This window comes from Exiguobacterium sp. R-17 (assembly GCF_049913315.1).
Taxonomy (GTDB): Bacteria; Bacillota; Bacilli; order Exiguobacteriales; family Exiguobacteriaceae; genus Exiguobacterium_A.
The window spans coordinates 873,990-887,853 of the sequence record NZ_CP184372.1 but is presented as its reverse complement, the minus strand read 5'-3'; the positions used below and the strand labels follow the sequence as shown (position 1 = coordinate 887,853).

Annotated in this window: 13 protein-coding genes; all 13 read right to left on the bottom strand. The window is 45.5% G+C overall.

All coding sequences use genetic code 11. The features are described 5' to 3' along the window. Positions 1-45: 45 nt before the first annotated feature. On the bottom strand, positions 46-825 hold the full coding sequence (locus ACN9MT_RS04565) for a DUF92 domain-containing protein (RefSeq protein ID WP_426272856.1): 780 nt from the start codon (positions 823-825) through the stop codon (positions 46-48). After that, positions 819-1,364, bottom strand: a complete 546-nt coding sequence (locus tag ACN9MT_RS04560) for a 5-formyltetrahydrofolate cyclo-ligase (RefSeq protein WP_426272855.1) — start codon at positions 1,362-1,364, stop codon at positions 819-821. Before ACN9MT_RS04560 ends, ACN9MT_RS04565 begins: the two co-directional genes overlap by 7 nt. A gap of 57 nt (positions 1,365-1,421) precedes the next feature. Then, entirely contained in the window at positions 1,422-1,571 is a 150-nt protein-coding gene (gene rpmG / locus ACN9MT_RS04555; RefSeq protein ID WP_012369771.1) for a 50S ribosomal protein L33, read from the bottom strand. A gap of 104 nt (positions 1,572-1,675) precedes the next feature. Further along, positions 1,676-3,859, bottom strand: coding sequence for a 1,4-alpha-glucan branching protein domain-containing protein (locus tag ACN9MT_RS04550; RefSeq protein WP_426272854.1), 2,184 nt, complete (start codon positions 3,857-3,859; stop codon positions 1,676-1,678). Between the two features lie 32 nt (positions 3,860-3,891). Continuing rightward, a complete protein-coding gene (locus ACN9MT_RS04545; RefSeq protein WP_290748879.1) occupies positions 3,892-4,617 on the bottom strand; it encodes a DUF4912 domain-containing protein in 726 nt (241 codons plus the stop codon). Between the two features lie 107 nt (positions 4,618-4,724). Next, the gene (gene phoU / locus ACN9MT_RS04540; protein WP_035409154.1) at positions 4,725-5,387 is read right to left on the bottom strand and encodes a phosphate signaling complex protein PhoU; all 663 of its coding nucleotides are present in this window, start codon (positions 5,385-5,387) and stop codon (positions 4,725-4,727) included. 18 nt (positions 5,388-5,405) lie between these two features. Next, positions 5,406-6,182, bottom strand: a complete 777-nt coding sequence (gene pstB / locus ACN9MT_RS04535; protein WP_052019099.1) for a phosphate ABC transporter ATP-binding protein PstB — start codon at positions 6,180-6,182, stop codon at positions 5,406-5,408. Positions 6,183-6,277: 95 nt separating this feature from the next. Further along, entirely contained in the window at positions 6,278-7,186 is a 909-nt protein-coding gene (pstA, locus tag ACN9MT_RS04530; protein WP_035409158.1) for a phosphate ABC transporter permease PstA, read from the bottom strand. A gap of 1 nt (position 7,187) precedes the next feature. Next, complete coding sequence (gene pstC / locus ACN9MT_RS04525) at positions 7,188-8,129, bottom strand: phosphate ABC transporter permease subunit PstC (protein ID WP_035409160.1); 942 nt, start codon at positions 8,127-8,129, stop codon at positions 7,188-7,190. A gap of 89 nt (positions 8,130-8,218) precedes the next feature. Further along, positions 8,219-9,163, bottom strand: coding sequence for a PstS family phosphate ABC transporter substrate-binding protein (locus ACN9MT_RS04520; protein WP_290754778.1), 945 nt, complete (start codon positions 9,161-9,163; stop codon positions 8,219-8,221). A gap of 227 nt (positions 9,164-9,390) precedes the next feature. After that, complete coding sequence (locus ACN9MT_RS04515) at positions 9,391-11,463, bottom strand: peptidoglycan D,D-transpeptidase FtsI family protein (RefSeq protein WP_426272853.1); 2,073 nt, start codon at positions 11,461-11,463, stop codon at positions 9,391-9,393. 133 nt (positions 11,464-11,596) lie between these two features. Further along, positions 11,597-12,205, bottom strand: coding sequence for a superoxide dismutase (locus tag ACN9MT_RS04510; protein ID WP_214854880.1), 609 nt, complete (start codon positions 12,203-12,205; stop codon positions 11,597-11,599). Positions 12,206-12,298: 93 nt separating this feature from the next. After that, positions 12,299-13,759 (bottom strand): alpha-amylase, encoded by a 1,461-nt coding sequence (locus tag ACN9MT_RS04505; RefSeq protein WP_290754776.1) that lies wholly within the window; start codon positions 13,757-13,759, stop codon positions 12,299-12,301. Between the last annotated feature and the right edge of the window lie 105 nt (positions 13,760-13,864).

Genomic DNA, 13,864 nt, shown 5'->3' with positions numbered 1-13,864 from the left:
TCATCGATATCCTAACATAAGGAATTACCCTGTCATACTTTTCACTTACCAGAATCGGACGATGATAAACCCGATTCCACTCGCTAGACCACTCGTCATGACGTTTACCGCATCATTTCCAAGAAACCAAATACCCGATACGTAAGCTGTCGGTTGTCCATGATGCTCTCGTTTTTCCGTACGTTCCCCGCAAACTGAACATTGATACACGCGTTGCCACATTGCTCCAAATAGTGTATCGAGCAGACTTCCAAGGACACCGATACCTGTCACAAGTAAGGCCTCTGTCAAAGAAAGAGAGAAGATCCACTGCGCTGCTAAAGCGATGAACGCAGCTCCAGCAATTGTTCCTAACGTTCCGATTAACGACATCGCTCCGCTCGTTCCTGCTGGTACCCGTCGTAATGTTTTCAGAGACCATGGATCACGTCTTGAGAGTGGACCGATTTCCGAAGCCCATGTATCGGCATTCGATGCCGCGATGACGAATAGGAATAACAAGAGATACGCAAAATTCATCGTCATGGCGTAGGCTATAGCAGCGACGAACGCTACTCCTCCATTCGCAAGTACTTGCCATCCGTCACGTGCACCCTCTTTTTCGACGATCGCGTCCACGGATTTTTTTCTAGAACGCCCAATTTTCGATAAAAGACTCGAGCTGCCAAAGAAGAGTAAGAGCACCACTAAACCTTTCAAGCCGAATCCGAATGAGACACCACTACCGACGAGCATTGTTAAGACAGCCCCGCTTGTCGTCAACAAGCGAAAATATCGTCCAGTCCAGGCGAGAATGAGACAAAATAAAATCGTAACACTTAACATCGGATAACCTCTTGGTCCGTGACGATGAGATCAACTGGGATATCGAAGTCTTCCACTTCAAAATCTGGAAAGAGCTGTTCTGAAAAGGCGATGGATACTTTACAACCTGTGTATGTCACGAGTGCACGATCATAATAACCGCCTCCCCACCCTAAGCGATAGCCATCTCGTCGATAGGCGCGTCCCGGAACGAGACAAAATCCCGCTTGATCAAGTGTAGTGCGACGAGCTGAATCCATTGGTTCTGCGATCCCCATCTGATTATGCTGCAATCGATCTTCTGGTCTGTATTCATAAAAGACCATCTCTTCTCCGACTACTTTCGGTATCAAGACCGTCTTGTCCTCTTGCCACGCTTGTTTAATCAATATGCTTGTATCACATTCATTTCGAAATGCTAACGTGATTGCGACACAAGTCGCTTGTTGCCATTCAGGCAATAACAAAACATGTTCGTGTATTAACCGTTCCTTTTCAGCACGGTTCTCCATCACATCTAATCTTTCTTTGATCAGACGGCGTACTTCTTGTTTGTTCATAACTGTCTTCCTTTCCACAAAAAAAGCCATCACACGAAGTGACGGCTTCCATCTCAATTATTTCACTTCACGGTGAAGTGTGTGTTTACGGAGACGTGGGTTGTATTTCTTCAACTCAAGACGCTCTGGGTTGTTACGCTTGTTCTTTTTAGTGATATAAGTACGGTCACCAGTTTCAGTGCAAGCTAATGTGATTTTAACGCGCATGGGATTCCCTCCTATCTAGCTCTCGATGTATCAAGTGATTTTGCTTTACATAAGGTTAAGCATACTCAAGTATCGTACCAAGAAAGGAAAGGAATTGCAACTGTTCATCCGTTCTTTTTCGGATTCGTCACGTGTTGATATGGTTTTTCAAGGTTCTCTTCAAAACGAAGGGGTTTCTTTTCAACGTGATACTCTTGTTCCACCCCGTTGCGTGATTCTTCCCGTTCTAGATAAACGACAGCCGATTGACGCAATGCGTCTCCTTCAAGTCGTTTTAACGCAACGACCAGACCACCTGAACGATCCGGAGAACGCTCACTCTCGACATCATAAACATTACTGACGAGTGGCAACTCTTTCATCTTGGCGATTGCCTGGGCAGCTGACGCTGTTTCCATATTGAAGTTATGAACGACTTGGAAGTCAACGATCTTCGCCAAGGCTTGCGCCTGACGCAAGAAGGCTAGATTTAACGCAGCCAGTTGATTGTATGTCTGAACAAGCGGTAGACCTGTCACTTGTACCCCGTATACATGCACACCCTCCTCGAATCGATACGCTTCAGGATGTTCCGTTACGACGTAGACGTTCTCTCCCGCTGCCGCTAGTCGTCTAGCTACATCACGAACTGGACGGTGGGATTGTTCGTAATCCCGAGTGAACATTAGAATACCATCCTTGTTCAAAGCAGCATCGCGTTTGACCGCAACATAATAGTCATGAGCCGTTAAGAAAACATCTGGTTCAATGTCTTCATCTTGCAAGAACGGATATTGTTGATAACGTCCTTCCAACCAGTCCATCGTTAATTCTTGTGCATCGAGACGACGTTCGGTTTCTTCAAAACGTAAGATATGCTCACGGAACCGGTTCGCAGCGTACTGTGCTGTCGTCTGTCCGTCTAAAATGAACGGCCAGTCGCTTGAGACAGCAAGTAGATATTCTCGAATGAGCTGGCGTTTCGCCTTGACAGTCAATGCATCTTGATGACGATTTCGCGCAACGATTCCTGCTAGTCTCTTTTCGAGCTGGTGGAGATGGCGAATCATCCAGTCGTTGCGCTCGTTGATCCAGACTTCCGCATAGCCTTTTCGTCCCCACGTTCCCATCGCGACATGTGCCGTATCGATGTCTTGGAAGTGACGTTCGAGGAACATAGCTGGTGAAATCGACTCAATCGCCTGATCCTCTAGACGTTCCATCGCTTTACCAAGGAAATCAGGTCCTTCAAACCACCAGTGACCAAACAATTCAGCATCAAATGGTGCTGTGACGAGAAATGGTGGGAAGTCTTGCCCTTGATATGAATCTAAATGTTCACCAAGTGCTTGAGCAAAATCTGCTGCATGCTCACTTGTTCGTTGCCATGCCCAGTCACGTACGTAATAGTCTTTTTGATCCGTCTCACCTGTTACACGATGCAATTTCAACCCTGTATCATAACGTAAGCCTTCCGGATGCATGAACTCAGCAATTTGATCCCATTCCCGATCATACGCGAGATCCCGATAAAACTCACGATAATCAGGATGTCCCGGATACCCGATGACAGAACTCCAGATTTTTCCGGAAATGATTTGATCACGCGGGAAGAGTGCTACGCCGTGTGGAGAATAGACGGGTGCTCCGATTCCGTGTTTTGGTGCTGGATCGGCGTTTAAAATCGAATGTTCATCGACGAACGTATAGCGAATGCCTTCCTCATATAAAATCCGATCAAGTCCTGGCGTATAGGCACATTCCGGCATCCAAAGACCAGATGGACGGAATCCATAATGGCGTTCGAAACAGTTCAATCCTGTCTGAATTTCAGAGCGTGCCGCTTGTTCGGACAACATATGTGGACTGAACCCGTGTGTCGCCGTACAGGTGATCAAATCAAGATACCCCTGATCTTTGTAATGACGGAATGCCCGGTTCAAATCTTTTTCCCAGTGAAGGAACGTATTCAATAAATCTTGATAGCGGTCTTGATAGAATAAAAGAGCATCTCGTTCCTTTTGGTCAAGCTCTCGCTCCAGTTCCTGACGAATTAAACGTAATGTGTCCTCGATATGCTCGATGTAGCGGTCTTGAATCAATGGATCGGCAAGCATCTCGATGACCGGCGGTGAAATACTGACTGTCCATCCGAGTGGGCGTGACAAACGATCAACTTCCCAAAGCAACGGGATGTAAGTTTCTGAAATCGCTTCGTACATCCATCGTTCTTCTAGACGATGTGCCTCTTCGTGACGGATATATGGTAAGTGTGCATGTAAGACGAGTGAAAAATATCCTTTTCGCATAGCTTCTCTTCCTTTCCCTCTCTCTAATTCCATTATCGGACGCGATCGAAATAAGAATACGGGCGTAATACCTCGACCCATTCCGGCTGTTCGACCTCTCCGTATTGCCAATGATGCACGACTTCGGCGAAGCGTCCGTCTGTGACTGGTTCGTCACGTGGTGTCTCGACTGGTTTCGAACGTAATACTGGAACGAAATCTCCATCAATCGTTTGAATGCCCCATTCAATGATGTATGTAGTATTCGGGGCAACTGGTCGAACGAACCAAGCATTCGTCATCTCAGGCAGTTCGAACTGATACGTACGATTCGCTTGTCCTTGTTCGTAATCAACGAGTGTGACGTCAATGATGCGTAACTCTTTACGGAACGAATCAAATGTCGTGTGATAATGCGTTTCTAACAACTGTTTCGACAGTTCAGACAATTCCCAGTAGACATATAACGCAGTCGGTGACTGAACGATCGCATGGAGAATATCATCTTCATAATGCGTCGCCATTCCAAACGCATCACGTTCGAGCGATGGCATCACTTGCACAGACGGTACGACATCTAATACCGGTGCAGTCGACTTTTTGGTCTGTTTGACAGTTTTTGATTTTACTTTCGGTGCTTCTACAGTTGGTTGATCTGTCAACGATTTACGATATTTGGTCCAAGCATATTTGATTTTTCCTTCAGTCGTATCCAATTGAGCTGCGATTTGTTTTGTTGTCAGCCCTTGTTCTTTCATTTTAATGATTTGCTCAAGCATTCCCAATCACCTCTCTGTCATTATTCACTTCTTTCCTATTCTACAAACGTGTTTCGAATCCCTTTACAAAAAAAGTAGGCAGAGGAAATTCCTCCTGCCTACTTAGTTCACCCATTTAAATCATAATGTTTTCCTTTTTCGAGATAGATCAGATGTTCCCCGACGTTCGTCAAGTGGTCACCCATTCGCTCGATATATCGGCAAATGTTCGTGAATTGCATGACTTCATCGACAACAATTGGTTGCAAGGACATATGACGCATATACTGACGAAGCGCCTTGTATGTCGTCTCATCGATGACATTGTCGAGATCAGACAGTGCTTTTGCTTTTTCGACATCTCCGTCACGATACGCAACGATTGCGGTTTCCGTCATATCAAGTAATGTCTCAAACGCTTCCTTCAACAAGGAGATATCGATGACGTATGGAAATGTTTCGACACGAAGGACTGCTTTTGAAATATTTCCTGCATAATCCGCAATCCGCTCGAGATCCGATGAAATCTTCATCGCCGTGATGATCCGTCGTAAATCCGTCGCAACCGGTTGTTGCTTCGCGATTAAAAGGATCGCATCATCGTTGATTTCGAGTTCAAGATCATCGAGTTCATTGTCGTTCGCAATGACACCACGCGCGATATCTTGATCATATTTTTCGAGCGCCTCTGCTGTCGTTGCGATTTGTTGCATCGTTTTTCGTGCTAGTAAAAAGACTTTTTGATCGAGTATTGCAAGGTTTTCTCCAAAAATTGTACGGTTCGCTGCCATTCGTCTCGTCTCCCCTTCTTATCCGAATCGTCCTGAAATGTAATCTTCCGTCCGTTTGTCGGTCGGATTTCCAAAGATCCGGTCTGTTTGATCGAACTCGACGACTTCACCATTCAAGAAGAATGCTGTTTTGTCAGATACACGTGCAGCTTGCTGCATGTTGTGCGTGACGATGATAATTGAGTAGTCCGATTTCAACTCTTGGACGAGTTCTTCTACTTTTAATGTAGAAATCGGGTCAAGTGCCGATGTCGGCTCATCCATCAAAATGACATCCGGCTCGATCGCGAGGCAACGCGCGATACAGAGACGTTGTTGTTGACCACCCGAAAGACCATAGGCATTTTCATTTAAGCGATCTTTAACTTCATCCCAAATCGCTGCTCGGCGTAAACTACGTTCCACGATCTCATCAAGGATTTTTTTGTTTTTAACGCCATGGACACGTGGACCATATGCGATGTTATCGTAAATTGATTTTGGGAATGGATTCGGTTGCTGAAAGACCATTCCGACAGACGTCCGTAATTCTTCAACACCATACTCTTTTTCAAAGATATTACGTCCGTGATACTCAATGACACCATTCGTTCGAACGATCGGAACGAGTTCGACCATCCGGTTCAATGTTTTGATGAATGTCGATTTACCGCATCCTGACGGTCCAATAATTGCCGTAACTTCATTTTTTTTGATATCAAGATTGACATCTTTAAGCGCGTGATCGTCACCGTACCATAAATTTAAATTTTTAACGTTATAGACGCTCTCGCGTGCTACTACTGGTTGGTTCATACGCTCTGCCCCTTCTGTGACGACTGATTTCGTATTCAGCTTCGTATCCATCATCTGTCTTCCTCCTTAAAAGAAATCCCTTCTATCTCGTTCGATTAATAGCGTTTAGAAAATCGGTTCCGGATCCAGATCGCAAGCGAGTTCATTGTCAAGAGAATGACCATCAAGATGATGATTCCTGCTGCTGCAAGACCTTGGAAGTCCGCTTGTGGACGACTTGTCCAGTTATAGATTTGAATCGGTAATGCCGTGAACTCTGAAAAGATCCCTTCTGGCGCACGGGCGATGAAAATGGCAGCTCCGACCATGATCAACGGTGCGGTCTCACCGATCGCTCGAGATACAGCTAAGATGATTCCTGTAATGACTCCCGGAAGTGATGCCGGAAGAACGACTTTGAACGTCGTTTGCCATTTCGATGCACCGAGTGCGAGTGATGCATGGCGCATCGCTTGTGGCACGGCGCGAATTGCTTCTTGAGAAGAAACGATGACGACCGGAAGACTCATCAATGCGAGTGTCAAAGCTCCAGCAATCAACGTCGAACCAAAGCCCATATTACGGACGAAGAAGGTTAATCCGAGTAGTCCGAAGACAATTGACGGAACACCTGCGAGGTTCGAGATATTGACCTCGATGAACGATGTCATCCGACTCTTTTTTGCATATTCTTCTAAATAAATTGCTGCTCCAACACCAATGATGAAAATCATCGGGATGATCAGGAGCATCAAGAAGATCGATCCCATTAACGCTGGATAGATTCCGGCACGTTCCGCACGACGAGATGGTGCGTTTTGTAGAAATTCAAGTGATAACCACGAAGCACCGTCACGGATGACGCCGAATAGGAGAATACCTAAGACGACGAGACCGAAAAACAGACCGACGAGGAAAATGACTTTCGTTACATTGTTGACGACGAGGCGTTGGCTAATGGATTTCTTAACTGCGACCGGGTCGATGAATTTTTTTGTGACAGGTTGCTTTTCTGGTAAGGCCATCTTAATACTCCTCTCTGAAGCGGCGTGTGATCCAGTTCGCGAGTAAGTTCATCAATAACGTAAAGACGAACAAGAGCGTACCAACCGCATAGATACTGTAATATTCAACTGTTCCAAATCCAGCATCGCCTAAAGCGACCTGAACGATATACGCAGTCATCGTCTGGACCGGCTCGAGTGGATTAACAGCAGCTGTCGGATTCGAACCACCAGCGATCGTCACGATCATCGTCTCACCAATTGCCCGAGACATTCCGAGTACGATTGAAGCAATGATTCCGGACAAGGCAGCGGGAACAACGACTTTTAATGCGACTTCAAGACGTGTCGAACCAAGAGCGAGCGCACCGTCACGAATTTTTTTCGGGACAGAGCTCATCGCATCCTCAGAAATCGAGGCGATCATTGGAATGATCATGATACCGACGACGATCCCCGGACTGAGCGCATTGTAGATTTGAATGCCTGGAATTAATTTAACGAGTAGTGGTGTGACGAACGTCAACGCGAAGAATCCGAAAACGATCGTCGGAACACCAGCTAAGACTTCTAAAATCGGTTTTAAGATACGGCGTGCACGGTCTGACGCATACTCACTTAAATAAATCGCAGACGTGAGGCCGATCGGCACGGCAACTAGCATCGCAATCACGGTAATCTCAAGTGTACCGACGACAAGCGGCCAAATCCCATACTCTGGTTGAGAGTTCAGTGGATACCAGCTCGTACTGCCGAAAAATTCCTTGAACGGAACGACTTCAAAGAAATGCTCGGTTTCAATGACTAACGTGAGAATGATGCCGATGGTCGTAACGACCGAGACGAACGCACACAGAAATAAAACGATCGGCATGATGCGTTCCATGACGTTTTTCACACTGAATTTTTGCTGTCGGTTCTGTTGAATCAGCTCGCGAACCGATTTATTGGGTGTTGAATTCATCCTTCTTCGCTCCCTACTCCTTCTTGACATGAGAACGGGACCCAACCGGTACAGACTTCCCCGGTTGGGCCATCCTCATGACTCGATGATTATTTCATTGCATCTTCGATTGCTTTTGTGTTTTCATCGTAACGATCTTGTGGCATTTTGATATAACCGACTTCTTCAGCTAAATCTCCAGCGTTTTCGTTCGCAAATTTCACGAAGTCTGCCACCTGTTTTTTATCGTTCAATGATTTGTTGTTGACGTACGTGTAGATTTCACGTGACAGCGGGTAAGATAAATCCTTGATTGTTTCTGGTGTTGGATCGACAGCATCTTTTCCTTCAGCTGAAAGTGGTACTTCTTTTAACTTATCTTTATTTTCAGCGTAGTAGGCATAACCGAAGTAACCAATCGCACCTTTCGTTCCTTCAACCCCTTTGACGAGTACGTTATCGTCCTCAGACAGTTGAACGTCTTTACGCATGTCTTTCTTCTCAAGTACTTTTTCAGAGAAGAAGTCGAATGTTCCTGAATCTTTCCCTGGGCTGAAGAACTTCAGTGGTTCAGCCGGGTAAGAAGAATCAACATCTTTCCAAGTCTTAACGTTTGGGTCGAGCCAAATCTTTTCGAGTTGATCAAGCGAGAGTTCTTTTACCCATGTATTATCTTTGCTGACTGCAACAGTTAGACCATCATATGCAAGTGAAAGTTTTGTATATTCGATGTTGTTCTTTTTCGCTTCAGCTGCTTCTTCTTCTTTAATTTCACGCGATGCGTTCGAAAGATCCGTTTCACCGACGACGAAGCGTTTGAATCCGCCACCCGTACCAGAGACACCGACTGTGACATTTACGTCAGGTTGTTCCGTTGAATATTCTTCACCGACAGCTTCCATGATCGGGAAGACTGTAGAAGAACCGTCGATTGCGATTTTCCCTTTTAAATCAGATGAACTAGCAGAACCGCCTTTATCGTTACCACATGCTGCCCCCACTACTGCGATTGATGCTACCGTTGTGATGAGTGCTGTTTTTTTCATCCAAGACATGATTAATTTTCCTCCTCGAAAGTATGTCGCTGACGATGCTACGACTTTTTATCCGTTTTCCTTACAAGACTTATACTACGGATGAACTATTAAAACGAAATGAATCCAACGTAAAAGAATTGTAAAGGCGTGTTTTTTAGTGTTTACAATTCGAAATCCATTATAAAAAAAGGTCAATACAAACAAAAAAAAGCGAGAGTGATTGCTCACTCTCGCTTAGTTTCTAGTTAATTTGGCTTAGTCTGCCACGGTACGTCCTTTACGTTGAAGTACGCTTTGACAAGATCATGACCGATTTTCGAGTTGACAGTCTCTTGTTCCATATAAGGAAGGAACACGGCCCACGCCATCTCTGGATTGTCATACGGTGCCCAACCGACAAGGTTTGAGTTCAATGAACGAACCGGTTGCCCGCTACCGTCACGTAAGGCGATTCCGTCATCCCCATAGACGCTGACCTGTGCAGTACCTGTTTTCGCTGCAGCATCGATTCCAGTTTGTGCGATGACTTTCGCTGTACCACGCTCACCTTTTACAACACGGTGCAACCCTTCCCGGACATGATCAATATTATCTTGACTGACTTCAATCCGGTTCAGATAATTCGTTTTAAAGCTGTAATCGACTTTTTTCGTACCCTTTTCAATCGAGTTCGACGCTAATACTTCTTTTAAGAAATGAGGCTGAACACGATAACCACCGTTCGCAAGTGTTGAAATGTACTGCGCGACTTGAAGCGGCGTGAAAGCATCGTACTGTCCAATGACTCGGTCCATCAGCAATGTGACACGGTCTGGCGTTCCTTGAACACCTTTTGCTTCGTACGGCAAATCAACACCCGTCGTCACCCCAAGACCGAACTGGCTATAGTAATTCTGCATGATGGCTGCTGCTGCATCCACGCTCGCACCAGCGATCCCATTGCTTGGATACTTCGCCATCCGCATCGCAATGTTAAACATATAGACGTTTGACGAACGCTCAAGCGCCGTTAAATCCGTAATCGGTCCCATGTTAACATATGACCCTTTTTTTGTACCTCCGATTGTGATCGGCGCATCATTGATGACTTCGTTTTGACGAATGACACCTTCCTGTAGTCCCATCGCAACTGTCGCACCTTTGATCGTTGAACCGATTTGAAGAGACGTCAAGACATTATTAATCGCTACATCCGTGAACTTCCCAGTCGAAGGATCAAGCTTTTGACCTGACATCGCTAAAATCTCACCAGTTTGTGGATTCATGACGACGGCATATCCTTCTTTTAAATAACGACTACCCATACCACGACCCATTTTGATCGCTTGTTGCATGATTTGATCTACTTTTTTATTGTATTCCGCATCAACGGTTAGAACGAGGTCCTTCCCGGACTCGCCTTCTTCACGTTTTGGATCACCGACCGGTTCTCCATTAAACGTTTCGTACACATCGTATGCCGGTTTCCCGCGCAGAAGATCTTCGTACTGTTGCTCAAGGAACGAAGTCCCGACACGATCATTCAAACTATATCCTTTTGCTTTGAACTCCGCTTGTTGTTCTGCCGGAATCTTCGAGTACTTTCCGAAGATGTTTCGAAGTGTTCCTTCATACGGATAAGAGCGTTCGTAAAACGGTTCGACCGATACACCTTTCAAATCTTCTAAATTTTCATCGATGATTGCCATCTCTTTTGCAGACGCACCGAGCTTGACGAGTTGCGGATCAAGTGCGTAACCGACTTCCATGTTATGTTTGATCGCGATGACTTCCATTGTCTTGTCATCATAATCGATATCTTTTTTCGTGATCGCATCTAGGCGAATTTGATCTTGTTCCGCAATCGAAAGCTTACTTTGCGCTTCCGTTGAAGGATACTTCTTTTTCACTGCTGCTTGGTAACGACGATCCGACTCTTCCGTGTTTGTTGCGACCCAAAAATCCTTGATATCACGTTCCGTGACTTTCCAGTCTTTTTTAGGCAGATCAATGATTGCTGCGAGACGCTGCGCGATTTCAATACGTTCATCTACTTTCGTCGATTGTGCGCGACGATATACAATGGAGTATTTAGAAATTGTATCGACAAGTAGACGACCATCCCGGTCATAAATCTTACCACGTGGTACTTCATACTTTGATGCAGTCATCTCCGTTTTTTGGACTTCCCGCGAAATTTTTTCACCATTGACGATTTGAACGACTCCTAGACGGAAAATCAAAATCGCGAACAATAAAAAAACGACGAAGAACATTAAATTCAGACGAAGCGGCAGATGATTACGCCGTCTTCCTCGTACGGTGATTCGTTTAGCCATGGCGTACTCCCCTATCGTTCAAAAGTCATCTTGTTTCATTATATAGAAGGAAACTTTCCATAACAACCTATCCCATGATTTTCCGCATTAAAAAAAGCGTATCGTTCACAATTGAACGATACGCTTCTTTCCATTACTTCGCGTCAGCGTAAAGCTTCGCTACGTGGTCCCAATCAACGACGTTGAAGAATGCATTGATGTAATCCGGACGACGGTTTTGATAGTTGAGATAGTATGCATGTTCCCAAACATCAAGACCGAGGATTGGCGTTTTGCCTTCCATGACTGGTGTATCTTGGTTTGGAGTCGAAACGACTGCCAATTTCCCACCGTCAACGATCAACCAAGCCCAACCAGAACCGAAACGAGTTGTTGCTGCTTTCGCGAACTCATCTTTGAATGCATCAAATGATCCGAATGCTTCGTCGATTGCTGTTGCAAGTTCCCCTGTTGGAGCAGCGCCATCGTTTTTCTTCAACAATTTCCAGAAGAATGAGTGGTTCCAGTGACCGCCACCGTTGTTACGGACTGCAGTTTGAATGTTTGCTGGGAGAGCATCCAAGTTTTGAAGAAGTTCTTCAAGTGACTTTCCTTCATGTTCTGTACCCTCAAGCGCCGTATTCACGTTCGTGACATACGTGTTGTGGTGTTTCGTGTGGTGAATCTCCATCGTACGAGCATCGATATGTGGCTCAAGCGCATCATAAGCGTAGCCGAGTTCTGGTAATTCAAATTTTGACATGTTCATGTCCCCCTTTGTGCTATTTTCGAAAACTTCAATACCCTTTAAGACTAGCAAAAGAACCTGTGTTGACGCAAGTCAAGACCCTCGGATTCACTCGACTTCTCGCGGAGCAAAAACAGAGACGCCTCCGCCCGGAACCGGGAAGACACCAAATCCTTCTTCGTCGATCACGACTGGATGATCTTGATGGTTCGTATAGTCGAACCATTCTTGACCCGCACGCTCTTCACCGACGAACATGCGTTTCTCGCACATGTCGGCGTTCGAAAGCAACACGGCACAACCCGAGTTCTCGATTTCATCGACACCAAGACGAACCCAGCCTACACAGTGCGGGTCATCAAGATAATCCTGTTGTTCTCCGTATGCTTTATGATAGCGCGTATAGAGTAGGGCATTGATCATCTCTTTTTTCCCTTCGACAGGGGTCGGTCCTTGGACGCCATAGTAATCCCCGTAAAAGACACATGGATATCCGTCCTTACGCAACAAGATCGCTGCATAGGCATGTTGCTTGAACCAGTCATCCACCCATGATTCTAACGACTCGCCAGGCTGTGAATCGTGATTGTCGACGAACGTCACGGCATTCGTCGGATGCGACTCGACGAGCGTATCCGCAAACAATGTCGTTAAATCAAATTTTTCTCCCTGCTTGGAAGCTTCATGGAACTTATAATGAAGCGGAACATCAAACAAATCGATCGTGTAGTCGACACTGTCCAGGAAATGACGGCAATCGTCGAGGTCTGACTTCCAAAACTCGCCGACCATGTAAAAATCGCCTTCGCTGCTTTCCATCATCGATTTCGCGAATTCACGGACAAATTCATAGTTGATATGCTTGATCGCATCAAGACGGAAGCCTTGGCAATCGATCGTGTCCTTGAACCAGTGTCCCCAACGGATCATTTCTTCCCGTACCGTCGGATGATTGTAGTCGATGTTTGCAAACATGAGATAGTCATAATTGCCGAACTCATCATCTACTTGGTTGTTCCAATCCTTATTATTTCCGGAAATCTTAAAGATCCCTGTTTTTTCTTCGCGCGCGTCAAAATCCGTTCCATTGAAGAATTCGTGTGTCCAGACGAAATCCGAATACTTTCCATTACGACCTGGGAAAGTAAACTTCGTCCACGCATCGATTTCAAACTCTTCTGAAATTTCTTTCGATCGGTCTTCTGGGTTAACTTCCACTACTTTAATCGTCTCGAGTTCGTCTGCTGCAGCTTTATGGTTCATGACAACATCCGCATAAACAGCGATATCGTTCTCGTGAGCAACTTCGATTGCTTCGACCAGCTCATCCTTTGTACCATATTTCGTCCGGACCGTTCCTTTTTGATCGAACTCGCCTAAGTCATAGACATCATAGATGCCGTATCCTGTATCTTCATCCGACTGACCTTTCGATGCTGGAGGAATCCACACGGACGTGATGCCGGCAGCACGCAATTCAGGCGCTCGTTCTTTCAAACGTTGCCAGTGCTTTCCATCATTCTCTACATGCCACTCGAAAAACTGCATCATCGTATGGTTACGTTCCATCTCTCTTCGCTCTCCCTTAGTTACTATAGTATGAATATTATTACAATACCTTTACTATTCCCCGAGCGAACAAAAATAAACGCTTCCCGTTTTTCAACGAGAAGC

Excerpts from the sequence above, each read along its gene's own strand:
- ACN9MT_RS04550 (WP_426272854.1), bottom strand. The coding sequence starts at position 3,859 with ATGCGAAAAGGATATTTTTCACTCGTCTTACATGCACACTTACCATAT.
- ACN9MT_RS04505 (WP_290754776.1), bottom strand. The coding sequence starts at position 13,759 with ATGGAACGTAACCATACGATGATGCAGTTTTTCGAGTGGCATGTAGAG.
- pstA (WP_035409158.1), bottom strand. The coding sequence starts at position 7,186 with ATGGCCTTACCAGAAAAGCAACCTGTCACAAAAAAATTCATCGACCCG.
- ACN9MT_RS04520 (WP_290754778.1), bottom strand. The coding sequence starts at position 9,163 with ATGTCTTGGATGAAAAAAACAGCACTCATCACAACGGTAGCATCAATC.
- ACN9MT_RS04565 (WP_426272856.1), bottom strand. The coding sequence starts at position 825 with ATGTTAAGTGTTACGATTTTATTTTGTCTCATTCTCGCCTGGACTGGA.
- rpmG (WP_012369771.1), bottom strand. The coding sequence starts at position 1,571 with ATGCGCGTTAAAATCACATTAGCTTGCACTGAAACTGGTGACCGTACT.
- ACN9MT_RS04545 (WP_290748879.1), bottom strand. The coding sequence starts at position 4,617 with ATGCTTGAGCAAATCATTAAAATGAAAGAACAAGGGCTGACAACAAAA.
- ACN9MT_RS04510 (WP_214854880.1), bottom strand. The coding sequence starts at position 12,205 with ATGTCAAAATTTGAATTACCAGAACTCGGCTACGCTTATGATGCGCTT.
- pstC (WP_035409160.1), bottom strand. The coding sequence starts at position 8,129 with ATGAATTCAACACCCAATAAATCGGTTCGCGAGCTGATTCAACAGAAC.
- pstB (WP_052019099.1), bottom strand. The coding sequence starts at position 6,182 with ATGAACCAACCAGTAGTAGCACGCGAGAGCGTCTATAACGTTAAAAAT.
- ACN9MT_RS04515 (WP_426272853.1), bottom strand. The coding sequence starts at position 11,463 with ATGGCTAAACGAATCACCGTACGAGGAAGACGGCGTAATCATCTGCCG.
- ACN9MT_RS04560 (WP_426272855.1), bottom strand. The coding sequence starts at position 1,364 with ATGAACAAACAAGAAGTACGCCGTCTGATCAAAGAAAGATTAGATGTG.
- phoU (WP_035409154.1), bottom strand. The coding sequence starts at position 5,387 with ATGGCAGCGAACCGTACAATTTTTGGAGAAAACCTTGCAATACTCGAT.